At 56.3% G+C, this 24,586-nt stretch carries 20 protein-coding genes; 9 read left to right on the top strand and 11 right to left on the bottom strand.

Going from position 1 to position 24,586, the window contains the following annotated elements; translation table 11 throughout:
• Positions 1–20 precede the first annotated feature (20 nt).
• Positions 21–1,637, bottom strand: coding sequence for a GMC family oxidoreductase N-terminal domain-containing protein (locus Q0835_RS11650; protein WP_298813146.1), 1,617 nt, complete (start codon positions 1,635–1,637; stop codon positions 21–23).
• Complete coding sequence (locus Q0835_RS11645; protein ID WP_298813148.1) at positions 1,634–2,365, bottom strand: FCD domain-containing protein; 732 nt, start codon at positions 2,363–2,365, stop codon at positions 1,634–1,636. Before Q0835_RS11645 ends, Q0835_RS11650 begins: the two co-directional genes overlap by 4 nt.
• A 211-nt stretch (positions 2,366–2,576) precedes the next feature.
• On the opposite strand from Q0835_RS11645, the gene Q0835_RS11640 reads away from it, so the two are divergent.
• The 8 genes from Q0835_RS11640 to Q0835_RS11605 all read left to right on the top strand — a co-directional run bounded on the left by Q0835_RS11640 (position 2,577) and on the right by Q0835_RS11605 (position 11,550).
• Positions 2,577–4,046 (top strand): aldehyde dehydrogenase family protein, encoded by a 1,470-nt coding sequence (locus Q0835_RS11640; protein ID WP_298813150.1) that lies wholly within the window; start codon positions 2,577–2,579, stop codon positions 4,044–4,046.
• Positions 4,047–4,099: 53 nt separating this feature from the next.
• On the top strand, positions 4,100–5,071 hold the full coding sequence (locus Q0835_RS11635; protein WP_298813153.1) for an ABC transporter substrate-binding protein: 972 nt from the start codon (positions 4,100–4,102) through the stop codon (positions 5,069–5,071).
• Between the two features lie 69 nt (positions 5,072–5,140).
• Positions 5,141–6,661: a sugar ABC transporter ATP-binding protein gene (locus Q0835_RS11630; RefSeq protein WP_298961289.1), complete on the top strand. Its 1,521-nt coding sequence runs from the start codon at positions 5,141–5,143 to the stop codon at positions 6,659–6,661.
• A 23-nt stretch (positions 6,662–6,684) separates the two neighbouring features.
• Entirely contained in the window at positions 6,685–7,641 is a 957-nt protein-coding gene (locus Q0835_RS11625) for an ABC transporter permease (protein WP_298961606.1), read from the top strand.
• A gap of 3 nt (positions 7,642–7,644) precedes the next feature.
• Positions 7,645–8,643 carry an ABC transporter permease gene (locus Q0835_RS11620; protein WP_298813156.1) on the top strand — a complete coding sequence of 333 codons (999 nt, stop codon included), beginning with the start codon at positions 7,645–7,647 and terminating at the stop codon, positions 8,641–8,643.
• Positions 8,643–9,752, top strand: coding sequence for a mandelate racemase/muconate lactonizing enzyme family protein (locus tag Q0835_RS11615; RefSeq protein ID WP_298813158.1), 1,110 nt, complete (start codon positions 8,643–8,645; stop codon positions 9,750–9,752). The genes Q0835_RS11620 and Q0835_RS11615 overlap by 1 nt, the downstream gene beginning before the upstream one ends.
• Positions 9,749–10,777: an alcohol dehydrogenase catalytic domain-containing protein gene (locus Q0835_RS11610; RefSeq protein ID WP_298813160.1), complete on the top strand. Its 1,029-nt coding sequence runs from the start codon at positions 9,749–9,751 to the stop codon at positions 10,775–10,777. Before Q0835_RS11615 ends, Q0835_RS11610 begins: the two co-directional genes overlap by 4 nt.
• A gap of 2 nt (positions 10,778–10,779) precedes the next feature.
• On the top strand, positions 10,780–11,550 hold the full coding sequence (locus Q0835_RS11605) for an SDR family oxidoreductase (protein WP_298813162.1): 771 nt from the start codon (positions 10,780–10,782) through the stop codon (positions 11,548–11,550).
• Positions 11,551–11,557: 7 nt separating this feature from the next.
• Here the strand turns inward: Q0835_RS11605 and Q0835_RS11600 are convergent, their stop codons facing one another.
• Positions 11,558–12,460, bottom strand: coding sequence for a LysR substrate-binding domain-containing protein (locus tag Q0835_RS11600; protein ID WP_298961287.1), 903 nt, complete (start codon positions 12,458–12,460; stop codon positions 11,558–11,560).
• Positions 12,461–12,558: 98 nt separating this feature from the next.
• On the opposite strand from Q0835_RS11600, the gene Q0835_RS11595 reads away from it, so the two are divergent.
• Positions 12,559–13,263, top strand: a complete 705-nt coding sequence (locus tag Q0835_RS11595; protein WP_298961284.1) for an SDR family oxidoreductase — start codon at positions 12,559–12,561, stop codon at positions 13,261–13,263.
• Here Q0835_RS11595 and Q0835_RS11590 read toward each other — a convergent pair.
• The 8 genes from Q0835_RS11590 to glgA all read right to left on the bottom strand — a co-directional run bounded on the left by Q0835_RS11590 (position 13,260) and on the right by glgA (position 24,585).
• Positions 13,260–14,009, bottom strand: a complete 750-nt coding sequence (locus tag Q0835_RS11590) for an SDR family oxidoreductase (RefSeq protein ID WP_298813168.1) — start codon at positions 14,007–14,009, stop codon at positions 13,260–13,262. The genes Q0835_RS11595 and Q0835_RS11590 overlap by 4 nt on opposite strands.
• Positions 14,006–14,827, bottom strand: coding sequence for a carbohydrate ABC transporter permease (locus Q0835_RS11585; RefSeq protein WP_298961603.1), 822 nt, complete (start codon positions 14,825–14,827; stop codon positions 14,006–14,008). The genes Q0835_RS11590 and Q0835_RS11585 overlap by 4 nt, the downstream gene beginning before the upstream one ends.
• Before the next feature lie 5 nt (positions 14,828–14,832).
• Positions 14,833–15,762 (bottom strand): sugar ABC transporter permease, encoded by a 930-nt coding sequence (locus Q0835_RS11580; protein ID WP_298813169.1) that lies wholly within the window; start codon positions 15,760–15,762, stop codon positions 14,833–14,835.
• Positions 15,763–15,780: 18 nt separating this feature from the next.
• Complete coding sequence (locus tag Q0835_RS11575; protein WP_298961281.1) at positions 15,781–17,007, bottom strand: extracellular solute-binding protein; 1,227 nt, start codon at positions 17,005–17,007, stop codon at positions 15,781–15,783.
• Between the two features lie 411 nt (positions 17,008–17,418).
• A complete protein-coding gene (locus Q0835_RS11570; RefSeq protein WP_298961278.1) occupies positions 17,419–19,050 on the bottom strand; it encodes an alpha-D-glucose phosphate-specific phosphoglucomutase in 1,632 nt (543 codons plus the stop codon).
• Positions 19,038–21,044 carry a 4-alpha-glucanotransferase gene (gene malQ / locus Q0835_RS11565; RefSeq protein ID WP_298961275.1) on the bottom strand — a complete coding sequence of 669 codons (2,007 nt, stop codon included), beginning with the start codon at positions 21,042–21,044 and terminating at the stop codon, positions 19,038–19,040. The genes Q0835_RS11570 and malQ overlap by 13 nt, the downstream gene beginning before the upstream one ends.
• On the bottom strand, positions 21,044–23,152 hold the full coding sequence (gene glgX, locus Q0835_RS11560) for a glycogen debranching protein GlgX (protein WP_298961272.1): 2,109 nt from the start codon (positions 23,150–23,152) through the stop codon (positions 21,044–21,046). The genes malQ and glgX overlap by 1 nt, the downstream gene beginning before the upstream one ends.
• A complete protein-coding gene (gene glgA, locus Q0835_RS11555; RefSeq protein ID WP_298961269.1) occupies positions 23,149–24,585 on the bottom strand; it encodes a glycogen synthase GlgA in 1,437 nt (478 codons plus the stop codon). The genes glgX and glgA overlap by 4 nt, the downstream gene beginning before the upstream one ends.
• Position 24,586 lies beyond the last annotated feature (1 nt).

The following is a 24,586-nucleotide window of genomic DNA, read 5'->3' as shown; positions in this document are numbered from 1 at the left end:
TGGTTTGGAAGGCGCACCTTCTAGTGCTGCAACACAAATTCTGCGCATCTTGAGCCCAGCATCATTGCCGGAGCGTTCGTGTTGCCCGCGTTGATATCCGGCACAGCAGACATGTCGCAAACGCGCAGTCCCTCGACACCCCTTACCCTGAGCCTGGCATCAAGTACGGCCATATTGTCACTGTCCGCGCCCATGCGCGCCGTGCCGGCGGGATGATAGTTTGTTTTGACAAATCTCTTGCAGTGCTGCCTGAGCGCCTCATCCGACGTGTCGGCTGCATCCGGAATGGCCACGCCCTTCAACCTTGAGGCAAGAGGCTCCGCGCGAAAAGCTTCCAGGAAGAACCGCTGCCCCGCGATCATTTCCGCCATATCCTCTTCGTGCTTCAGAAGATTGGGGCACACGACCGGCATTTCAGCAGGGTCGGCGGACGCCAGCCTCACCTCTCCTCGAGATTTCGGTTTTACAACGACCGTTGTAACGGTGACACCGTGGCCGTCTTTCAGCTCTGACTGCGCATCCCGGTCAAGATAAACGATCGGTACGCAAAATGCCTGAATCGTCGGATTTTCCGTTCTATTGCTCGGATTGACAAATGCCCCGGCCTCAACGCCTGCGGATGTTATGCGACCACTGCCGAATATCTTATACTGGATCCCGTTCCACAGCATTCGCCACCCTTCACCCTGACGGTAGTAGCCGTGAGGACCATTGGCATATGCAGTGATTGGCACTTCCGGGTGGTCGATCAGGTTCTGCCCGACACCCGGCAAGTCCGCTTCCACCTTGATATCGTGCTCTGCAAGATGAGCCGGATTGCCGATACCCGACAACATCAGAACTTTGGGCGTGACCAGTGCACCGGCGGCGAGGATCACTTCGCCATCCGCATGGGCCGTTTCCACACCGTTCTGATCTCGGTACCTGACGCCGACAACGCGTCCGTTTTCGACAATAACCTTTTCCACTTCAGCCTGAAGTTTGATGGTTAGCCGGCCATCGCCCTTCAACGGCTCAAGAAAAGCATATGCAGTCGAGCTGCGCCTGCCATTGCGGTTTGTGAACTGATAAAATCCAACACCGCGCTGCGAAACTCCGTTGAAATCGGTGTTATAGGGCTCGCCGAGCGACTGCACCGCCTGGACGAACCAGCGCGACATCGTATCGACATATCCTGGGTCAGAGACTTTCACTTCGCCGTCGGTTCCGTGAAGATCGCCCGCCAACCGGTTGTTGGCTTCCATGCCTCTGAAATGCGGCAACACATCGGACCAAGACCAACCCGGATTGTCGTTGTTTTCGCGCAGAAGTTCGTTCCAGGCATCATAGTCGCCCGGCCTGCCGCGCATATAGACCTGAGCATTGACCGAGGAACCGCCCCCAAGAACATGCCCTTGCGGGATGTCATGCACGCGGCCATCAAGATGCGGTTGAGGGACCGTTTTATGGTACCGCATGTACTTGGAGCCATTGATCATTTTGAAGATACCAGGAGGCATGTCCAAGAGCGGGTGGCGATGGGAATGGCCGGCCTCTAGCAGAAGCACCCGTGCATTGCCTTTTGTGACCAGCCGCGCCGCAGCAACTGCTCCACCGGACCCTCCCCCGACAACGATATAATCATAGGCTGCAGTCATTCCTCCCCCCAGTCAAATGTCACCCGGACAAACTCCCATGCCGCTTTGAGGTGATTGGTCAGCGCTTCTTCTGCAGCTGCCGGATCCCGCTCCAGGATGGCATCCAGAATTGCCTTGTGAGCGATGTAGTTCACCTCGTTCCGTTCCGGAGAGCGGAGCATCTGGTCCCACTGCGGAGCCAGCCATGAGGTGTAGCCTTCGTGAATAGCCGGAAAGATCGGGTTTCTTGGTATCCGGTAAAGAACACCATGAAACGCCACATCGGTTTTGTAGAATTCCAGTGAATCCGGGATGGCGTTTCGGTTGTTCTCAAGCGCGGCTTTCAGGTCGACGATGTCTTCCTTGCGAGCCGACATGGCGGCATCGCGAACAAGAGCCCGCTCCATAAAGACGCGGCTGTCATAGAGGTTCTTGATGCCGGTCTTGTCCGTTAGAAGATGCTGCACAACATTCCCACAGGCGTGTAGGACAGTCGCATAGTCAGGCTTGCGCACGATCGGCCTGAAGCGCGGTCGCGTTTCGACCAGCCCGAGGCTCGAGAGCTTTGAAATTGCTTCTCGGATCACCGTTCGGCTGGTACCGAACTGTTCCATCAACTCACGCTCGGCCGGTAACGGCGCTTTGTTTTTGAGTTGCCCTGACACGATCTGCGCTTCGAGTGCCGCGACGACGTTGTCAGCCGCACGCCCTGCGTCGTTACCGATCTCCACGGAAGTTCTGTTTTCCATCTCAATCCTCTATTGATCGCTTTTTTGGTATGACAGAAAATACCTCTTGGTAAAACCATTTTTTCAAAGCTATTTTCCAGCAGATGTTTTTATTGTTTATTTTCAATATTTTATCATTTTATCTATATCGCTGATCTAAATTTGGTTTGACATTCGAACGCATCTGCATCTTATTACTTTTAGTTTGGTCATACCAAAAGGCGTTGACTCAGTGTTTGATTTCACACTCTCCGATGGACAAACCGTTTCGGCGGGCATGTACATCAATGGCCGTTGGATAATGCGCGATTCCAGCGCGGCAATTGAAGTCGAAAATCCGGCGACCGAGGCCGTTTTGGCCACGATCATCGACGGAACAGAGGAAGACGCGGTCACCGCACTTAGATCCGCGCAGGCCGCACAGCCGGCATGGGCCGCGTTGCCTGCGATTGAACGGGGCAAAGCAGTTGCGGCACTGGCAGATGAAATAGCAGCACATGAAGATGCTCTGGCTCGGTTGGTTAGCCTTGAGCAGGGCAAACCTCTTGCACATGCCCATGACGAAATCGGAGCAACGCAAACTTTCTTGCGGTACGCGGCCGAAAATGCGCGGCGGATCGAAGGCGACATCGTCACCTCCGACAATACATCTGAGGAAATCCACATCCGCCGCCATCCATACGGCGTGGTTGTCGGCCTGACAGCTTGGAACTACCCGTCTGCGCTCGCCGCCAGAAAACTCGGCCCGGCACTGGTCGCCGGCAATACCTTTGTGCTGCTGGCCCACGAAATAACACCTCTGTCCGGTCTTGCCCTGGCAACGCTGAGTGAAAGAGCCGGAATTCCAGCCGGCGTTTTCAATGTCGTTACGGGCCGCGGCCGCGTCGTCGGCGAGACGCTCGTCAAAAGCCCGCTTTCGAACCTCGTCACGATGACAGGCAGCACCCGAGCGGGCCAGGAGATCTACCGGGCCAGTGCCGACCTCATCAAGGTTGTCCGGTTGGAGCTCGGCGGCAAGGCTCCTTTCATTGTCATGGAGGATGCTGACATCGACGCGGCGGTCGGCGCTGCGGTTGCAGCCCGTTACACCAATTGCGGACAGATCTGCACCTGCAACGAACGCATGTATTTGCACCGTGGGATCGCCGACGAATTTCTCGACAAGTTCGTCAAGGCCTCAAAGGACCTGACCATCGGCGACCCGCTGCGTCCGGTTGATCTAGGCCCAAAGGTGAGCCGGCTGGAGCGTGACAAGGTCGCACAGATAGTCGCCACCAGCATCGACGCGGGTGCCGACGTGCTTTTGGAAGGCGGTATCCTGGACAGTGGCCCTTACCAGAAGGGACACTGGCTTGCGCCAACTGTCCTGGAAGCCAAAAACAACAGCCTCCCGGCAATACGTGATGAAGTATTCGGCCCGGTAGCAACCGCGATGCGGATAGACAGTTTTGAGGAAGCCGTTCAACTGGCCAACGACACCCAGTTTGGTCTCTCGGCTTACCTCTTCACCAATAACTACAAAAGACTGGCACGTGCTCCCTATCTTCTGAATTTCGGCGAACTCTACCTCAACCGGTCGAACGGTGAAGCCGTCCAAGGTTTCCATACCGGCTGGGGCATGTCCGGACTTGGAGGTGAAGACGGCCGCTATGGCTTCGACAACTATCTGCGCAAGCAGACAGCTTATCTGAATTGGGGTTAGCGCCTCATAGAAGCGGCCCGGAGGATTTTGGCCGCACCTTTGTGGAGGAAAAAATGAAACGTACTCTCTTGATGGCAACCGCCATTGCAATCGGCGCGATGACGACAATGGCATCGGCATCCGGACTTCCGCCTCTGGAACAAAAAGACCGCTACAAGGTCGGGTTTGCCCAGATGGAATCCAACAACCCTTGGCGCATCGCGGAAACCAAGTCCTTTCATGACACTGCTGAAAGCTGCGGTTGGGATTTGATCGCGACCGACGCTGCAGGCTCTGCCGCAAAGCAGGTTGCGGATGTCGATAGCATGATCGCACAGGGCATCGATGTCCTCTTCTTGCCGCCACGCGAAGAAAAGCCGCTCATTCCTGCAGTCAAGAAAGCCAAGGCTGCCGGTATTCCGACATTCCTGGTTGACCGTTCCGTCGACCCCAATGCGGCAAAACCGGGCGAAGACTTCGTTGCCTTCCTGGGCTCCGATTTTATCGACCAGGGCCGCCGCGTTGCCGAGTGGACCATCGAAAAATTCGAAGGTGACAAGGGCATTATCGTTCAGCTTGAGGGCACGACCGGGTCTTCACCGGCCAACGACCGCAAGAAGGGTTTTGACGACCGCATTTTGCAGGACAGCCGCTTCGAGATTGTTGCGTCTCAGTCAGGCGATTTTGCCCGCGACCTCGGGCGTCAGGTCATGGAGACCCTCCTTCAGGCTCATCCGGACGTGAACATCGTCTATGCCCATAACGATGAAATGGCGATTGGAGCCATTCAGGCACTCGAACTTGCCGGACGCAAGCCTGGCGAAGACATCCTGGTTGTTTCGATCGACGGAACACGTGATGCGCTCCAGGCCATCATCGACGGCAAGATGGGCGTCACGGTTGAAAGCTCGCCGTTCTTCGGACCGCTCGCTTGCGAGACCATGAAGCGCTACGCGGCTGGCGAAACCATCGAACCCTGGGTTCAGGTCAAGGACCGCATCTTCACTCCCGAGAATGCAGCGGATCACATCGACGAGGCTTACTGAACCCCGCCTGCCGGAAGGGACACCCCTTCCGGCATTTTCTTGAATTCTGAAGTCCGAACTGGAGTGGATATGGCGCCGCTATTAGCCATGTCTGGGATAAAGAAGCATTTCGGTGGGGTGCCTGCGCTCAGGAGCGCTTCACTCGAAATCAAGCCGGGAGAAGTCCACGCCCTGATCGGTCAAAATGGTGCGGGCAAATCTACCCTCATCAAGATTCTGACCGGCCTGTATAGGCGCGACGAAGGCGAAATTGAATTCGCCGAAGCACCCAGCCACCTGACCTCTCCCAGAGAAGCACAGGAAACCGGTATCGCAACGATTTACCAGGAACTGAACCTGGTGCCGCTGCGTTCTGTCAGCGAAAATGTCGTCATGGGCCTGGAACCCAGAACACTTGGCTTTCTGATCAACTGGCCTGAGGCCCACAGGCGGACCCGGGAAATTCTGTCGCGATTTGGTATCGACATCGATGTAACCGCCCCGCTCGGCAGCTATTCGACGGCCATCCAGCAACTTGTCGCGATTGCCAGGGCGGTGTCCATGGATGCCAAACTGGTCATCATGGATGAACCGACATCGTCCCTCGACAGTTCAGAAGTCGAGATCCTGTTTGGTGTTGTCCGTGAGCTCAAATCCTCAGGTGTTTCCGTTCTTTACGTTTCACATTTTCTCGATGAGCTGTTTCAGATCTGCGATCGCGTCACCATCATGCGCGACGGCCAGACGGTCGGATGCGAGACGATTGAAGATACGTCCAAACTGGACCTGATCGCAGCCATGCTTGGCCGCAATGCCGAGGAAATTGAAGCCGAAGGCCTGACGGAACTTGCCAGTGGCAAGCAGGCTTACGAAGAAATCGTGCTTCAGGTGGACAAAGTTTCCACCGGTCCTCGCCTGAGCGAATTTTCCATGACCCTTCATCGCGGCGAAATTGTCGGCCTTGGCGGCCTGCTCGGCGCGGGACGGACGGAAGCTGCCCGATCCATTTTCGGACTGGATCCCTTGACCGGCGGCAACATGCATTTGAAAGGTGCACCATATGCACCAACTGAGCCGGCGGAGGCCATAAAGGCCCGGATCGGATTTCTGACCGAAGATCGCAAGGCTGAGGGCATCATCCCGCATATGTCAGTGCGGGAAAATCTCACGCTGGCCCTGCTGCCGCACCTTCGAAAAAGCGGCCAGATAGACCTTGAACGCGAAAAATCGCTTGTCGAAGACTTCATCAGTCAGCTCGGGATCAAGACAGCGCATATGGATCAGCCGATCCGGGAGTTATCCGGAGGCAATCAGCAAAAGGTCCTCCTTGCGCGCTGGCTGGCGACCAAGCCCGACATTCTCATTCTGGATGAACCGACGAGAGGGGTCGATGTCGGTGCAAAACGCGAGATTCAGACCATCATCCGAAACTTTGTCGATGAAGGTCACGCGGTCATATTGATCAGTTCCGAGTTCGAGGAGCTGGTCGAAGGCGCCAATCGCATTGTCGTAATGCATGAAGGCAAGGCGGTTTCAGAACTCACCAACCCCGGCATCACCGAGAACGCGCTCGTCAGGGCCCTCGCTCATCACGAGGAGCCTGCACCATGACAAGCCTTACGTCGGAAGAACCCATGCGAACAGATTTCACGAACCGGTTGAAGCAGCATGGTGGGCTCGTCGCCCTGGCAGTCATTCTGATCTTCAACATCCTCGTCACGCCTAATTTCCTTCAGGCGCAGACACTGGCCGTCAACATTTCTCAAGTGGCAACAATCGCCATTGTTGCCATGGGCATGACGTTGGTGATAGCGACCGGTGGCATTGACCTGTCCGTCGGTGCCGTCATGGCACTGAGTGGCGCGCTTGCACCGCTCATATTCCTTTCCGAATTCGGCACCGCCTATCCGGTGCTAGGACTTCTGGCTGCGCTCTTCTTTCCTCTCGTCGCGGCACTTGTCTGCGGATTGTTCAACGGCGCAATCGTCGCTGTCTTGAAGGTTCAGCCGATTATCGCAACGCTGATCCTGTTCATTTCAGGCCGCGGCATTGCCCAGGTACTGACCAACGGCAATCTTCAAACCTTTTCCAATCCCGAGTTCAGCTATCTCGGCACAGGAAAGATCCTCGGTTTTCCGTTCCAGGGCTGGCTGGCCATCGCAATTGCGTGCTTGTTGTTCTGGCTGGTCAACAGAACCATCTTCGGCCGCTACCTGCTGGCAATCGGCGGCAACGAGCGGGCTGCGAAACTCTCCGGTGGACCGGTCCGCCGCGTCAAGATTGGCGCATATGTCATCTGTTCAGTGCTGTCCGGCCTTGCAGGACTTATTGTTGTTGCCATCAATTCGGCCTCGGACGCAGCCCGTAACGGCAACCTTATGGAACTTGATGCAATCGCGGCAGCGGTTGTCGGTGGCGCACTGCTTCAGGGTGGCAAGGCACCGATCTTCGGCGCTATTCTCGGCGCGGTCATCATCCAGCTTGTCAAATACACGCTGCTTGCCAACGGTGTTGAAGACGAGGTCGCCCTGATTGCCAAAGCGGCAATCATTCTGGCAGCGGTCTATATCCAGCAAGCGCGAAAGGAATGATCCGTGCTTGATCAAAACGCTTTTGACCTGCGGAAATATATATCCCGCAACCCGCAATCTGTTGCCGTCTGGATCGCGCTGATCGTTTTGATCGCGTTCGGACTGATGCGCTACGACAACTTCGGCAGCGCCTACAACATCACGTCCTTCCTGAACTACAATGCGATGTTCATCGCAATCTCGGTCGGCATGTGCTTCGTGATCTTGACCGGCGGCATAGACTTGTCGGTCGGCTCCGTTGCCGCATTCACCTCGGTCGTTGCGGCTTACCTCAGCCCTTACGGGATTGAAGTCGCAATGCCATTGGCAATCCTCTCCGGCGTTGCTTTCGGCATCTTCAATGCGATCTGCATCGTTTATCTGCGAATTCCTCCTTTCATAACGACACTGGCGACGATGCTCGGCGCCAAGGGAGGCTCGCTTGTGATTTCCGGGGCACAAACCATCTCGGTCGATTGGGGATCCAACTTCACCAAGCTCGGAATGGAAAAGGCATTTGATGTTGTGCCCTGGACGATCGTGCTCGTCGCAATCCTGGTCGTGGCGCTCTGGGTCGTGCTGGAGATGACAAGCATCGGCAGAACCATTCTGGCTGTCGGCGGCGGTGAGGACGCGTCCGTAATGATGGGGCTGAAGGTCAATCGGGCCAAGATCTTCGCCTATTCCGTGTCAGGTGGCTGCGCTGGCCTCGCCGGTGTGTTTCTCGCGTCCGGTTTCGGAGCCGGACAGCCGCTGGAAGGTGTCGGCTGGGAGCTTTCAGCCATCGCCTCCGTCGTGGTTGGCGGCACATTGCTGACCGGCGGACTTGGATCTATCCCGGCAACGGTCGCTGGGGCCTTGTTGCTTGGCCTTGTCTTCAATATTCTCAACTTCGAAAACGGCAAGGGCTGGATCAGCTTCAGTGCTTACTGGCAGATGGTTATCCGTGGTGCATTTCTCTTTGCGGTCATTTTGTTCCAGACCCGTGTGATGAACCGCAATTCGGTTGTGGGGCACGGCTGATGGCAACAATCAAATCCATCGAGACAAAGCTCTTCCACGTTCCGCTGGCCGAAGTGCTGGTTGACGCAAAACACGGCACGCACACGCTGTTTGAGCTCGTAACGGCAACAGTCACGCTTGAGGACGGTTCTACCGGAACGGGTTACACCTACACCGGAGGCAAGGGCGGTTATGCCATAGCGGCCATGATCCACCACGACCTCGCACCGTTTCTGATCGGGCAGGACGCTGCCTGCGTCGAGGGGCTGTACGACGGCATGCAATGGCATGTCCATTATGTCGCCAGGGGCGGCATCGCTTCCTTTGCCATTTCCGCGCTCGACATCGCCCTGTGGGACATTCGCGGCAAAGCCCGCGGGTGGCCATTGTGGAAACTTGCCGGTGGAGCGGACAAGTCCTGCAGGGCCTATTGCGGCGGCATTGACCTGAATTTTCCGCTGCCAAAGCTTCTCGACAGTATTCAGGGCTACCTCGATCGCGGGTTCAATGGCGTCAAGATCAAGATCGGGCAACCGACGCTTGAGGAAGACGTCGAGCGTGTGGCCGCGGTCAGAAACCTCATCGGTCCTGACGTTGCCTTTATGGTCGATGCAAATTATTCGATGTCCGTCGACGAGGCGATCAAGGCTGCCAAGGCCTTTGAACCTTTCGACCTCCTGTGGTTTGAGGAACCCACTATCCCCGACAACTACAAAGGTTATGGCCAGATCGCAGATGCAACGGGCATGCCCCTCGCAATGGGAGAAAACCTGCACACGATCCATGAATTTGAATATGCCTTCGACCAGGCAAAGCTGAGCTTTGTCCAGCCGGATGCGTCCAACTGCGGCGGCATCACAGGCTTCCTGCAAGTCGCGGATCTTTCCAGGCAACATAATGTGCCGATCTGCAGCCACGGCATGCAGGAGCTTCATGTCAGCCTCGTGTCTGCGCAGTCGAATGCAGGCTGGATCGAAGTTCATTCCTTTCCGATTGACCAGTACACACGGCAGCCGCTAGAGGTGAAAGATCATCTGGCGCGCGCACCGGAGACGCCGGGGACCGGCGTCAGTTTCGACTGGTCGCTACTCGACCCCCACAAAGTGCTTACCTTTCAGAGGCCAACATGATCATCCAGGCAGCCGTCTATCGCGGCGACAAGACCTTTTCACTTGAGCAAAAGGACGTTCAACCACCGGGCCCCGGTGAGGTGCAGATCAAAGTCGCCTATTGCGGCATTTGCGGAACCGACTTGCACATCTTTCTCGGGCACATGGACCAGCGTGTCGGTTTTGAAAGAACGATCGGCCACGAAATGTCCGGCACGATTTCCGCAACCGGCGAAGGCGTAACAGGACTTGCGGCAGGACAGCACGTGGTTGTCAGGCCCCTCGACCACTGCGGTGACTGCCCGGCCTGCAACGCGGGACATGAGCACATTTGCCACAAGCTCAAATTCATCGGGATCGATTCTGAAGGAGCCTTTCAGGAATACTGGAACGTACCGGCGCATACGATCCACGTTCTGCCCGAAGGCCTGAATCTCTCGCATGCTGCATTGATCGAGCCATTGGCTGTTGCCTGTCATGACGTTGAGCGTGCCAAACTGGTCAAAGATGAAGACGTGCTCGTGATCGGCGGAGGCCCCATCGGCTTGCTGGTCGCGCTTGTCGCCCGCCAGGCAGGCGGCAATGTCATCATCAGCGAAATCAGCGATACCCGACTGGCCTACGCGGAAAAACTTGGCTTCAAGACCATCAATCCGAATTCCGACGACCCCGTTGAAAAGGTCAATGCTCTGACCGGAAACAAAGGGGCTGACGTTGTTTTTGAAGTATCCGGCAGCCAGCCCGGTGTCGACCTGATGACCGCAGCAGCTGCCACCCGGGGCCGGATTGTCATGGTCGCCATTCATGCAAGCAAACCGACGATCGACCTGTTTCAATTTTTCTGGCGAGAACTTGAACTGTTCGGTGCGCGCGTCTACCGGCCAGAAGACTACGACACGGCGATGCGTCTCTTGAACGAGGGTGTCGTCGACTGCGCATCCTTCATAACGGACATAAAGCCACTCGGTGAAATTCAGTCAGCCTTTACGGCACTAACGCTGAACCCGAGTGCCATCAAGTCCATGATCCAGATTGCCAGGGATTGAAAATGAGCGTTTTGGACACCTTCAACCTTGCCGGAAAAACCGCACTTGTCACCGGTGCAAAACGGGGTATCGGCAAAGCCATGGCCGTGGCACTTGCAGAAGCAGGTGCCGATATTGTTGCCGTCAGCGCGAGCCTGGAAGCCTCGGGCAGCGATGTTGAGCGGGAAGTAAGAGCCTTGGGGCGGCAGTTTTCCGCCTATCAATGCGACTTTTCGGATCGGGCTGCCCTTAAATCCTTTGCGGAAGCCGTCAACCGGAACCATCCGGTGATCGACATTCTGATCAACAATGCCGGCACCATAAAACGCGCTCCGCTGCAGGAACACGGCGATGAAATCTGGGATGAGGTCATTGAGGTCAATCTGTCATCCCAGTTCATACTCACCCGTGAGATCGGCAAGGGTATGGTCGAAAGAGGATCTGGGAAAGTCATCTTCACGGCATCATTGCTGACATTCCAGGGTGGCATCACCGTACCGGGCTATGCCGCTTCGAAAGGCGGCATCGGCCAGTTGACCAAAGCCTTTGCGAACGAATGGGCAGCCAGCGGCATCAACGTCAACGCCATTGCGCCGGGTTACATCGCAACAGACAATACGGAAGCATTGCGGAGCGACCCGGTCAGATCCAAATCGATCCTGGAGCGCATTCCGGCCGGACGATGGGGCAAGGCTGAAGACTTTGCAGGCCCGGCGGTTTTTCTGGCGTCTCCGGCATCCGACTATATGCATGGCACCGTAATGACAGTGGACGGCGGCTGGATGGGCCGCTGATACCCTTTCAGGGATGTGGCTCGAGAGGCGAGCCCCTTTCGGCCATGTCCCTGAGCCATTGAACAACACGCAACACCGCCGATGATCGCTGAACGCCCTTGCGATGCAGCAGATAGAGCGCAGACGAACTATCCAGATGCGTCTTGGCAACCACAACCAGCCTGCCGCTTTCCAGATCACGGTTGACAAGGAAACCGCTTGATAGCGCGATCCCCTGTCCCGCAATGGCGGCATCGAGCGCCAATGCGGTCTGGTTAAACCGCATGCCACGCACGCCCTCCCCGCTGCCGGCGTCACTTTCGCGAAGAATGAGCGGCCATAAATCATGATCGTCATGCAGTCTTGGCAGCGCAGCAAGCTTCGAAACGGACAGCGGCAACTCCCGATCCTTGACGAGCGACGGGGCTGCGACGGCAAGAATGTCGTTTGAGAATAGCAAGTGCTCTTGAAGGCTGGCGCCGAACGGCGGGCTACCAAGGCGAACAGCCAGATCAATACCGTCGCTGCGAAAACTGGACACCTTGTCCGTGGCCATGACCCTCAGATCTATGTCCGGATGTGCTGCACTCAAGTTAGGCAAATTTGGGATCAGCCATTTTGCCGCAAAACTGGGAGGCACGCTGATGATCACGCGAGCGCTGCCAGGACGAAGGTCTTCCATCGCCCCCCGCATCACGGCAAAGGCTTCGGATATCCGGCCATGAAAGCTTCGCCCGGCGGAGGTGAAAGACAAGCCCTTCGAGTGCCTCTCGAACAGCATCAACCCGAGCCCGGCTTCCAGCGCCCTGACCTGCTGCGCGACGGCCCCTTGCGTGACACCGAGCTCCTGCGCAGCGGCCCGAAAATTCAGATGCCGGCCGGTTGCCTCAAACGCCTTGAGCCCGTTCAGATTTGGCAATTGGGATATCATGGCAATAGTTTTTCTACATTCACAGCACGCAAAACATAACTCGTAAACGTGAAAAATGCGAGCTACCTTGAAAAAAACAGGTCAAGGGAAATACGATCATGACTGTAGAAAAAGTAGCTCTCGTAACCGCTGGCGGCAGTGGCATGGGCGCGGATGCAGCAAAACGGCTCGCGCAAGACGGCTTCAAGGTCGGTATTCTTTCCTCTTCCGGCAAGGGCGAACGGCTCGGCCAGGAATTGGGAGGTTTCGGTGTTACAGGCTCAAATCTGGAAACCAGCGACCTGCAGCGCCTCGTCGACGGCGCGATGGAACGCTATGGGCGCGTCGATGTGCTGGTCAATTCAGCCGGTCACGGACCGAAAGGCCCCGTTCTGGAGATTTCCGACGACGACTGGCACAAGGGCATGGATGTCTACTTGTTGAATGCAATCCGCCCGACGCGTCTTGTGACGCCTATCATGCAGAACCAGGGCGGCGGCAGTATCATCAACATTTCCACGTTCGCGGTTTTCGAACCCGATCCGTTGTTTCCAACATCAGCCGTTTTCAGGGCGGGGCTTGCAGGGTTCACCAAGTTGTTTGCTGACAAATACGCAGCCGACAATATTCGCATGAACAATGTGCTGCCTGGCTTCATCGACAGTCTTCCGGAAACAGAAGACAGACGCGCGCGTATCCCGATGGGCCGCTACGGTCACGCCCACGAGGTGTCATCGCTCATTTCCTGGCTTGCCTCGGAAGGCGGCACCTACATGACAGGACAGAACTTGCGCATTGATGGTGGCCTCACCAGGTCGGTCTAGATTGCGCCCAACCGCGCCGACATGCCCTGATCGGCGACGATTTCAGCACCGGTAATTGCCGCCGCGTTCCTGCTCAGCAGGAACGCGGTGAGCTTGCCGATGTCATCGACGCTGTTCACACGGCCCAACGCGTGCCAGCTGTTGAACTCTTTGCTTCGAGCAGGGTCTTCCGCGAGGTCAGAGACCGTCTCCGTCATTGTCAGGCCCGGAGCAAGTGCGTTGACCCTGATGCCGGCAGGTCCAAGGCTCCAGGCCATGGCCCGGGTCATGGCAACAATTGCCCCCTTGGTACCGGCATAAGCCTCATACCCCTGATCGGAGGCCCGGGCATGGTTGGACGCTATGTTCACGATCGAACCTTCTCCGGCCTTTTCCATCAATGGCGCTGCTGCTTGAACACCGACAAGAACAGACCTCTGATTAACCTGCCATAGCAGCTCCATCTCATCGAGACTGAGCGCGTTGAGCGGCTTTTGAATGGTGATACCGGCATTGTTGACCAACCCGTAAATCGGCCCGTAGCATTCGTCTACTGCGGTAATCGCCTCGCTCAGGCCGACAGGATCGGCGACGTCTACCCGATGAAATACACCACCCGTTTTTTCGACGGTTTCCGCCTTGCCGGGGTCAACCTCAAACACAATGACTCGCGCACCTGCCGCCCGGCATTGCCTGACGACACCAAGCCCGATCCCTGCGCCACCACCGGTCACGATAATCGTCAGATCGTCGAGAAGCCCCGTCACTTGACCGCTCCTGCTGTGACGCCGGAAACAATCCGGCGCTGAAAAATCATAAAGAGCACCAGTAGAGGTGCCGACCCCAGAACGGCTGCTGGAAAAAGCATGTCCGGCTGAATGTTCAGGTTGCCGACGAAACGATAGACGCTGATCATGACTGTAAACTTTTCAGGCGATGACAACAGGAGCAGTGGATAGGTGAAATCGTTCCAGACCATCAGTGTCACGAACAGCGACAGTGTAGCCGTCGCCGGTCCGAGAAGCGGGCGCACAATGTACCAGTAGACTTGCCAGTCCCCACAATTGTCCAGCCGCGCGGCTTCTTCCAACTCCTTCGGAATTGCGCTGATGAAACTGGTATAGAAAAACACGGCAAGCGGCAGGTTGAGCGCCGTGAAGGCGATTACGATGCCTGGATAGCTGTCGAGCAGCCCGAGGTTCCTGAAAATCACATAAATCGGGGTGATCGTGACGAAGGGCGGGGTCGCAAGGCCAAGCGCGACGATCAGGATAACGCCACGGGTAAACCTGTTGGTGCGGCGGGCCAACGGATAGGCTGCCATGGACCCGAGGAGTGCAACCAGCACGGTCACGGTCAATGTGATGCCGAGCGAATTGAGCACTCCTTGCCAGTAATTCATGTTCTCCAGCGCATTTGCATAATTGCCAAGATAGAGAGCTTGCGGCATCGCGAGCGGTTCTTCGGCAATTTCCGCTGATGTCCTGAACGACATCATGATCATGTAAAAGACCGGTGCGAGCATCGCCAGCGTTACAACCACGACGGATGCCTGCCCGAAAATCGAAACGACGCGGCGGATCATGGGTCTCACTGATTGTCCTCCCGGCGTTTCAGGTAGATGTTCTGCACGATAGCAACAGCCACGACGATCAAGAGCATGACGATCGACAAGGCACTGGCAAAACCGAATTTGTAGCTGCCGAAAAGGTTGTTCACGATCTCAAGACTGAGTGTGTTGGTTGCCCTGTCCGGGCCCCCTCTGGTCATGATGAAGGGAAGTTCAAAGGTCTTCAGCGTTCCAACGGTCGACAGAATGATATTGACGGTGAAGCTCGGTGCCAGAAGCGGCAGTTCGAGGTAACGGAATCGCTGCCAGGACGACGCTCCGTCCAGACGCCCTGCTTCTTCAATGTCTGAGGGAATGTTGGCAAACCCAACCAGAAAGATCGCGGTCGTATACCCGACAAACATCCAGACATGCGTTGCCGCAATGGCAAAAAGCGCCGTTGAAGGATCCCCAAGCCAGCCGCGTGCGAGACTTTCAAGACCGATCGCGCTCAAAAATGCGTTCAGGCCACCGGTATAAGGTGCGTAAATGAACTGCCAGACATAGCCCACAATCACAAAGGACATCATTGCAGGCGTAAAAAGTACAGCCCTGCAAAAATTTCTGATTGCAGGCATACGGTGCAAAAGAGCTGCGAAAACAAGACCGATCAATGTCTGAAACACCACCACCAGGAAGGTGAATTTGATCGTGACCCCAACACTGTTCAAATAGCGTGAGCGAGAGAGAAATCTCTCGTAGTTCGCCCAACCGATATAGTTCGCAACACCCACGCCAGTGAAGTTGGTGAAACTCAGATTGACGGACAGCAGGATCGGATAAACGAAAAACGCTCCGATCACCAGCAGGGCCGGCACTGTAAACAGGTAAATGCGAATTGGCTGCAACACCCGACCCCACGCTTCCGGCACAAGGGCCTCACCGCGCCTGACGCGGCAAGGCCAAGTCATCTGTAGTCAAACCCGGACCTAACTGTCTTCGACAGCTTCGTCCCAGCGCTCAAGAACTTCGTCGTTGGATCTGTCGGTATTGAGCAGAAAACCGGTCAGACTGTCCCAGATCTCCTTTTCAAGCGGCTTCGGCCAATCAAGAACCGCGAATGGATACATGATGACACCGCCTTCAGCGCGAGAGGCATCGTAGGGCTTGGTCACATCCGATGTTCCACTCTGACCACCGACAAATGGGCTATAGGCAGATTCAGCATCAAGCATGATCTGAAGATTTTCTTCCTCGGAAAAGAAGGAGACGAACTTGCGAGCTGCCTCTTGGTGTTGACTGTTGGCGCTCACCGACCAGCCAATTCCGAAGAGATCGAGCGCAACACCGGTGTCCTTGCCAGACGGGATCGGAGCAAAGGCAAAATCGAGATCGGCTACGCTCGAAAAATCTGCGATGTTCCAGGCCCCCTGAGGCATCATGGCAAAGTCACCAGACTTGAATGCCGTGAGTGCTGTTGACCAAGGGTCCAGACCTGCCTGCCCCTTTGGATCAAGGCAACGTGCGTCGATCAACTCTCGAACCGTATCAAGAACGGACCCGAAAGCCGCGTCTCCGGCAAAGGTCTTGTCGGGCGATCCATAAGGCGCAGCCTGACCCTCGGCCCGCTCAATACCATTTGCAATGACAAAAAGAGGCGCCGAGAAACTGCCGGTAAAGACCAGCGGCTTGATGCCAGCATCGGCAAGTTTGCCGCAGGCATCCTTGAGCCCGTCCAGGGTCGTCGGAATGTCTTCGACACCTGCCTGTTTCAACAAGGACAAGTTCACGAAATTGCCCATGCCGATCACTTCCAGAGGCATAATGTAGACGGCCTCACCCGCCGTCACAGATGGCTGCAAGGCAGGTTCGATATTGCCATACCAGGGACTGTCCTTGCCAAGATCCGCGAGCAGTCCGGCCTCTGACCAGATCTTGACCAGTGGCATGTCCGTCATCATGACGTCGGGCGCATTGTTTCCCTGTAGTCGAGGCGGCAATACGACATCGGTGTCCAGGCGGCTGATATAGGAAAACTCCACATCAATCTCCGGGTTTTCCGCCTCGAACTTTTCAATGAGTTCCGGCAAACCTGCAGGCTCAGCTTCGTTACCCTTCCAGGCGGTGACGTCCAGCACGATTTTGTCCGCATAAGCGGTTCCACACAGCGTTGCCGTCAAAACGGCACCTGCAAGACCAATCTTAAGAGATTTCACACGCTCCTCCATAAATCATAGGACGTTTTTATAAAAATAAAATATTATTTTGTTTAGATCAAGGATTTTCTCGCTACCATCCTCATTCCTTGCAGCAAATTTGTGTGCTGGAAGTTTCTGCAACTACCTTTCAGAACGCACGAGACAGGGCATCTGCATCAAGTTTGCCGACCAAGCCGATGTGTAAAAGACACTGTTCCTGAAAGCGCCCGCCCTGAGCAGCGGCCTTGAACGACCCCAACGAAGGCGGGATTATCCGGCATAATTGATCGATCAAGGTGACCCGTCCCCACGCGAAGTCTCTAGGGGGTATTTGTTCGCACGGGAGGGCGCGGTGCCGGCCCTTTTTCACTGGACACCGTTACGAAATAGCAAGATGGATCGCAACCCGTTTCAGGTCGATCCGATCGGTCAGGTCATCACATCAGGAGCGGTTCGACCGGTATAATGTGTCAACTTGCCGAGCTGCGCGACCGCCTCGGCAATGTCCTTCAGTGCAGCCTGGGTCTCAATGCCAAGGTCGCCATCCACTGGTGCATAGCGTTCCAGATAAACGCGCAAGGTCGCGCCTTCCGTTCCGGTCCCAGAAAGACGCAACACCCCACGCCCGCCACCTGTAAACCAGATCCGGATGCCCTGATTGTTGCTGACGGAACCATCTACCGGATCCTGATAGGAAAACTGGTCGGCCGCGGTCACCTGACAGTTGCCCGCGGTCTTTCCCGCAAGCTCAGGCAGTCTGGCGATCAGATCGGTCATCATCTCCTGCGCGGCATCTGCATTGACGGCTTCATAGTCGTGACGCGAATAGTAGTTCCGACCATAAGTTGCCCAATGATCTTCCAGGATTTCACGCACGGAGACGGCACGCTCCGCCAAAATGTTGAGCCAAAGCAGAACGGCCCAAAGACCATCCTTTTCCCGAACGTGATCGGAACCGGTACCTGCACTTTCTTCACCGCATAACGTCACCCGGCCAGCATCGAGCAGATTGCCGAAGAATTTCCACCCCGTTGGCGTTTCAAAGCAACCGATGCCAAGTTTTTCCGCGACCCGGTCACAGGCCGAACTCGTCGGCATGGACCGTGCAACCCCTGCAAGCCCTGCGGCATAACCCGGCACGCGATGTGCGTTGGCCGCTAGAACTGCCAGACTGTCGGAAGGCGTGACATAGATGCCTTTGCCAAGGATCATGTTTCGGTCGCCGTCACCGTCGGATGCGGCAGCGAAATCAGGGCCATCGCCAGACATCACCAGATCGACCAGCGGCTTGGCCCAAATCGGATTGGGATCAGGATGCCCCTTGCCGAAATCGACCGAGGGAACCGCGTTGATAACGGAGCCGGCCGGGGCACCCAGTTCGTCTTCCAGAATTGCCTTTGCATAAGGACCGGTCACGGCATGCATGGCGTCAAAGCGCAAGGTGAATCCGCCCGCGATCAAATCTCGGATTTTGCCGAAATCGAACAACTGCCGCATCAGCTCCGCATAATCCTTTACCGGGTCGACCAACTCGACCGTCATTGACCCCAAGAATTGCTCTCCGAGCCTTTCAAGGTCCAGATCATCCGTTTCCAGCGTGTGATATTTCGCAATTTTAGAGGTCTCTTCGAAGATCGCAGCTGTCACGCCTTCAGGCGCCGGTCCACCGTTTGAAATATTGTATTTCAGTCCGAAGTCTTCATCGATACCGCCGGGGTTATGACTGGCCGACAAGATCAGACCGCCATCGGCGTTGCGTTTTCGTATGAGGTTCGACGCAGCAGGTGTTGAAAGCAGTCCGTTCTGACCAACGATTGCCCGGGCCGCACCATTTGCAGCGGCAATACGCAGGATTGTCTGAATGGCCTCGGCATTGAAAAATCGACCGTCTCCACCCACCACCAGTGTCTTGCCTTCTACACCGTCAATCGCATTAAAGACAGACTGAACGAACGTCTCCACGTATCCGGGCTCCATGAAGACACGGGTCTTTTTCCTTAAGCCGGAAGTGCCTGGCTTTTGACCTGCAAAAGGTGTGCAGGAGCGTGTCACTTTGGACATGGTTCCAGTCCTTTCTGTTCGTTCTCATGGATTGAATTACGCGTGGAGGGCATCAGATCGCGAAGTCGCGCTGGAGATGCGGCAATGGGAAATTGTTCAATGGGCACCGGGAGCCTCCGGCGCCAGTTTGGATGCTGGTCGATGGTACCGGGAAGGTTTTGCGCTTCCGTGACACCGAACAGGTCATCTAGTTGAATGGCAATCATTGCAGCTTGGGATCCCGCAAGACCGGCATGTATGGTATCGCCGATACGGCTGGTATCCATTTCTGTACCCAACTCACAAAGCCTACGCAGGCCATTGCGCTGATGCGCACGCACCCCATGACGATCGTGGGCCTCGCTTGAATTGAGCCAACCGATTTCGCGCCACCAGTCAATATCAATTCCATGCCAGAACCCTGCCATCGTGGGCGTGTCATGTGTCCCGAAACAGGCAAGACTGAAAGAACGAAGATCCCGTGGCGCAACCAGCTGCTCCTGATCGTCCGTTTCGTATTGCCAGACCGCATAACTATAGAGCCCGGCCTTGTTCAAGCCTTCCCGGAAACCATCCGGCACGAGGCCGAGATCCTCACCGACGACAACACAGCCGTTTCTGCAGGCTTCAATCGCGATCACCGCCAGCAGTGCCTCAAAGGGTTGCGAAACATAGCCACCTGGGCTGCCGTCATCCGGAAGCCAATAGCTGCGCAAAAGACCAAGTGCGTGATCGATGCGAAGCAGTCCGCACTTGTTCATCAACGAGCCAAGCATGGACCGGAGAGGCTGATAATGGTTGGCGGAGAGCTTGTTCGGCGCATGGGCGGCAAGATCCCAGGACTGGCCTTTCGGGCTCAGATGATCAGGAGGAGCGCCAATGGAGATCCCCTCGGCAATTGTTTTGCCGTTCGTCCAGACTTCAGCACCGCCGCGTCGCGGTCCGACGGCAAGATCAAGATAAAGGCCGAGCTGCATGCCGCTCGATGTTGCACTTTGCTGCGCGGCCCCGATCTGTTCTTCTGCCCGCCATTGCATCCATTTGTGAAACGTTGCGCGTTCTCCGGCCTCCGACTGTGCCTGTCTGCCCGGAGTTTGAAGCGCTTTCGGCCATCTCTGGAATGCCTCACCATGCTTCTCGCTCAAGGCTTCGAAGGTTGCAAAATCGCTCAGTGCTTGGCCGGAAAGCTCACAATAGGTTCGAAAAGCTATCTGTTCCGCATCGGAACTCTTCTGCGCAAATACGGCATATTCAGTTTCCAGAACGGCGCGATGCATCGCTCGGAAACCTTCATAGTCGATCAGCTCCTCCCGCGGTCCCGACCCAAGGTCGCTGGCAGCCGACAGATGATCGGTGTTGAAGAAGCCGCGATGCGTCGGTGAGTACGGGCTAATTGTATCTTGGGCGGCCCATCCAAGCGCATGAATGGGATTGATACCGAAAAACTGCGCTCCACTTCGGCCAAGAGCCGCAGCTGCGACACCAAGATCTGAATAATTTCCGAGCCCGCCGTTGGTTCGCGATCTGAGGCCATAAAGCGCTCCGCACACTCCCCAGCAGCGGTTGGTACCGGCTGCCTCTGAAAGGCTCGGCGACCGAGTTGGAGGTGACAACAGGAACAGATCTTCAGACCAGCCCTCGCCTGCAGCGTGAAGCAGAAAATAGCCCACTGGCAAATCGGCGATCGAAATTGCCGTACTGCCCGTACCTGTCTGAACTTCATCACCATTTTCGGAGGCAATGCTCCAGTCACATCGTGTTGGAACGGCAATGCTGGTTGAGCTCCCCGCCTCCAAGACCAATTCTTCAGGCAGTTTGCGACCGTGTCTTACCGCCTGGCGTTCCGCCAATGCTTCGGAAATCTCGGCATCCGTCGCAGTCGGGTATCCGAGCCCACCAAGAAGTGCCCGAAGGGTTGGCGGCTCGGCTTCCAGCTTTTGCCCTGCAAGGTTTCGGAACTCAAGATAAACGCCGCATTCCCGAGCCAACGCCCGCAGCTTGACGTCCGCACTCATCATGCACCCTCGTGACGGCGCAGTGTGAAGGCGGCAACCGATTGCGGAGCAACCAGTACGCTCTGGCCCACTACAGGTTCGGCGGCCTGGATGTCTGAAGAACTGTTGATTTCCCAAATCCATTGCCCGGAGCCGCAGTCAGGCAAGACGAGCTCCAAATCTCTTGGCTCCCGATTGAAGGCAAGCAGCACTTCATCTTCAGACTGAAGACCGGCCGAACATTCAGCACATCCACGCAGCAACAGGCACAAGCTGGAAAGACCGGGATCGCGCCAATTGAGCGCCGATCCGTCAAAATCCCGCCATTCCACATCAGGTCTGCCATCGGTTGTACGGGTCATGCCGTGCAGAAAACTGTTTTGCCGGATGGCCGCATGACTGCGACGGAAGCAGGAAAGAGCCGATGTAAATTCGATCAGCCCCCCATCAAGCGTCTGCCAATCGATCCAGCTCGTCTCGTTATCCTGACAATAAGCGTTGTTGTTGCCATCCTGGCTGTTGCCCCCCTCGTCACCGGCAAGGATCATAGGTGTTCCCTGCGACAACAGAACCGTCGCCAGGATATTGCGAATCCGCTGGCGCCGAGCCTCGACAATGACCGTATCGTCGCTCTTCCCCTCAATGCCGAAATTGTCGCTGTAGTTGCTTTGGTGGCCGTCGCGGTTGTTTTCGCCGTTTGCTTCGTTGTGGCGCTTCACATAGTGCGTGGTATCAGCAAGCGTGAAGCCGTCATGAGCCGCCGCAAAATTGATCGAAGACCAGCTGCGCCGCCCTCCTGAATCAAAGAGATCGGCAGACCCCAGGAGCGCCGAGCCAAGATCCTGTGCGCTGTGCCCGTCGCCACGCCAGAAACGGCGGACCGTATCCCGGTACCGGTCGTTCCACTCGGCAAAAGGGGGTGGAAATTTGCCAAGCTGATATCCCCCCGGGCCGACATCCCAGGGTTCGGCAATCAGCTTGACACCCGCAAGAACGGGGTCCTGACGCAAAGAGTCTAGAAAACCACCATGAATATCGAAGCCATGTCTTTCCCGGCAAAGACTGACGGCGAGGTCGAACCGGAAACCGTCGACACCCATCGCCTGAACCCAGAAACGCAAACTGTCCATAACCATGCGCAACACGAACGGATGGCTCACATTCAGTGTGTTCCCGCACCCGGTATCGTTGACATAGTAGCGGCGTTGGCCGTCCAGAAGCCTGTAATAGGACGCATTGTCCAGCCCACGAAAACTGAGGGTTGGACCCAGGTGATCGCCTTCACCGGAATGGTTGTAGACCACATCGAGGATCACCTCTATCCCGGCTTTGTGGAACCGGTCCACCATCGCTCGAAACCCAAGGATCCCGGAAGTTCCGAAGTAGCGCGGTTCGGGCGCGAAAAAACCGATTGTGTTGTATCCCCAGTAGTTGACGAGGGATCGCGCCTGAAGCGCACCTTCCGACTTCAATGCCTGGACGGGCAACAATTCGACGGTGGTGACACCCAGTCGGGTGAGATGTTCCAGAAAGGCGGGTGAAGAAAGGCCGTCATATGTGCCGCGCAGAGTTTCTGACACTGCGGGATGAAGCTTGGTTGCTCCTTTCACATGGGCTTCATAGCAAAACGCATCATCCCATCCGCGGTCCAGCGTCTTGGCATCAAGTGGGAAACTTTGCGGATCGGAAACCACGGACTTGGGGACATGCGGAGCGCTGTCCCGGTCATCAAAGGAAAGATCCACCTGTGGAGAGCCCACTTGATATCCGAAGGTTGATGGATGCTCGGAAAAGACGCCATGGAACTCGCGGGTATAGGGATCGAGCAGCAACTTGTTCGGATTGAACCGATGTCCGTTTTCCGGGGTGTAAGGGCCCTCGACCCGGTAGCCATAAAGCGTCCCGGGCTTCAAGCCCGGTACATAGCCGTGCCAAACGGAGCCAGTTCGTTCCGGCAGGTCGATCCTTTGCAGCTCGTGAAGCCCATCCGCCGAAAAGATGCAAAGCTTTACTTGTGTTGCATTTTCCGAGAAGACGGCAAAGTTCGTGCCGTCTCCATCAAAATGCGCGCCAAGATGATGCGGACTGCCTGGCGCAATTTCCAGGGCGACCCGGCACTGATCATTCATTCAGCGATTTCTCCGTAAAGGTTCGCATAAGCTTGGGCCGACTGCTCCCAGTCCACCTGCTGCCGCATCGCGGCACGTTGCATGGATTGCCAGGCGAGCTTGTTGGAATAACAGCTCACGACCCGGTCGATGGCGGCTTGTACGCCGGCGATGCTGACATCGTCAAAGACAAAACCAGTGGCACATTTGGCAGAAAGCGCCGCTGCATTGGCGTCGATCACCGTGTCGGCCAGGCCGCCCGTGCGGGCGACGACTGGCAGGGTTCCATAGCGCAGCGCACAAAGCTGGGTCAATCCACAAGGCTCGAACCGCGAGGGAATGAGAATGGCGTCGCTGCCGCCTTGCAGCAAGTGCGCAAGGCCTTCGTCAAATCCAATATGGACACCCACATTTGACGTGAATGTGTCGGCCGCCTCCCGGAACGCATCTTCAAGACCGGGATCACCGGTCCCAAGGACCGCCAATTGCCCACCACGCGCCACAATATGAGGCACGGCTCCCGCCAGGGCATCCAATCCTTTTTGATGTGTCAGGCGACTGATCACACAAAAAAGCGGCCCATTGCACTTCGGATCAAGACCGAGACGTTTGCTGATCTCTTGCCGGTTTGTGTCCTTGCGGCGTAGAGCCCGGCTGTCATAGGTGGAGACAAGTGCCGTGTCTTCAGCAGGGTTCCAGACGGTCGTATCGATGCCGTTCAAAATGCCTGAAAGGACATCCGCGCGAGCGTGCAGAACACCATCCAACCCCATGCCGAAATGAGGTGTCAGGACTTCCCGGGCATAGGTTGGACTGACCGTCGTGATCCTGTCAGCAAACATCATGCCGCCCTTCAAAAAACCGACATCGCCATAATATTCCAAACCTTCCGGGTTGAACCAGTCCTCACGCAGGCCAAGCTCGTTCAGAACATGAGCGCCATACCGTCCCTGAAAGGCAATGTTGTGAATCGTCAGAACCGACTTCGGCCCTGCCCGGCCTGCCTGTTTCAGATAGACCGGAGCAAGTGCTGCCTGCCAGTCGTGAGCGTGAACGACATCTGGACGCCAGTCACCCAATCCGTCAAAACTGACGCGGGCCGCCGCCTGCGCAAGGGCCCCAAATCTTTGATGATTGTCTGCCCAGTCCGAGCCGTTCTGATCGGTATAGGGTTGTCCCGGACGATCGAACTGTCGCGGTGCATCTAGCAGCAAAAGCGTGATGCCTTTTGCCTTGACCTGAACCAGACGGCCGGCCCCGCCAGGAAGATCACCAAAACTGGCGACTTCCTTGCCCTTGGCGACAAGCGGCTGCAAAGAAGGATAGGCTGGCAGAACCGTGCGGCAGTCGATACCGATCTGTGCAAGCGCCCGTGGCAGGGCGCCGACCACGTCAGCCAGTCCTCCAGTCTTCACGAACGGAGCGCACTCCGAAGCCACCATCAAGACATTCATG

The organism is uncultured Roseibium sp. (genome assembly GCF_947499295.1).
In the GTDB taxonomy this organism is placed as follows: Bacteria; Pseudomonadota; Alphaproteobacteria; order Rhizobiales; family Stappiaceae; genus Roseibium.
Note: the sequence above shows the minus strand (reverse complement) of the source record. Positions and strands in the feature narration are given on the sequence as shown.

What these genes read in the sequence shown, in the direction of transcription:
- Q0835_RS11610 (WP_298813160.1), top strand. Translation starts at nt 9,749, where the DNA reads ATGATCATCCAGGCAGCCGTCTATCGCGGCGACAAGACCTTTTCACTT.
- Q0835_RS11615 (WP_298813158.1), top strand. Translation starts at nt 8,643, where the DNA reads ATGGCAACAATCAAATCCATCGAGACAAAGCTCTTCCACGTTCCGCTG.
- glgX (WP_298961272.1), bottom strand. Translation starts at nt 23,152, where the DNA reads ATGAATGATCAGTGCCGGGTCGCCCTGGAAATTGCGCCAGGCAGTCCG.
- Q0835_RS11595 (WP_298961284.1), top strand. Translation starts at nt 12,559, where the DNA reads ATGACTGTAGAAAAAGTAGCTCTCGTAACCGCTGGCGGCAGTGGCATG.
- Q0835_RS11645 (WP_298813148.1), bottom strand. Translation starts at nt 2,365, where the DNA reads ATGGAAAACAGAACTTCCGTGGAGATCGGTAACGACGCAGGGCGTGCG.
- Q0835_RS11605 (WP_298813162.1), top strand. Translation starts at nt 10,780, where the DNA reads ATGAGCGTTTTGGACACCTTCAACCTTGCCGGAAAAACCGCACTTGTC.
- Q0835_RS11585 (WP_298961603.1), bottom strand. Translation starts at nt 14,827, where the DNA reads ATGATCCGCCGCGTCGTTTCGATTTTCGGGCAGGCATCCGTCGTGGTT.
- malQ (WP_298961275.1), bottom strand. Translation starts at nt 21,044, where the DNA reads ATGAGTGCGGACGTCAAGCTGCGGGCGTTGGCTCGGGAATGCGGCGTT.
- glgA (WP_298961269.1), bottom strand. Translation starts at nt 24,585, where the DNA reads ATGAATGTCTTGATGGTGGCTTCGGAGTGCGCTCCGTTCGTGAAGACT.
- Q0835_RS11625 (WP_298961606.1), top strand. Translation starts at nt 6,685, where the DNA reads ATGCGAACAGATTTCACGAACCGGTTGAAGCAGCATGGTGGGCTCGTC.
- Q0835_RS11570 (WP_298961278.1), bottom strand. Translation starts at nt 19,050, where the DNA reads ATGTCCAAAGTGACACGCTCCTGCACACCTTTTGCAGGTCAAAAGCCA.
- Q0835_RS11650 (WP_298813146.1), bottom strand. Translation starts at nt 1,637, where the DNA reads ATGACTGCAGCCTATGATTATATCGTTGTCGGGGGAGGGTCCGGTGGA.
- Q0835_RS11600 (WP_298961287.1), bottom strand. Translation starts at nt 12,460, where the DNA reads ATGATATCCCAATTGCCAAATCTGAACGGGCTCAAGGCGTTTGAGGCA.
- Q0835_RS11630 (WP_298961289.1), top strand. Translation starts at nt 5,141, where the DNA reads ATGGCGCCGCTATTAGCCATGTCTGGGATAAAGAAGCATTTCGGTGGG.
- Q0835_RS11580 (WP_298813169.1), bottom strand. Translation starts at nt 15,762, where the DNA reads ATGACTTGGCCTTGCCGCGTCAGGCGCGGTGAGGCCCTTGTGCCGGAA.
- Q0835_RS11635 (WP_298813153.1), top strand. Translation starts at nt 4,100, where the DNA reads ATGAAACGTACTCTCTTGATGGCAACCGCCATTGCAATCGGCGCGATG.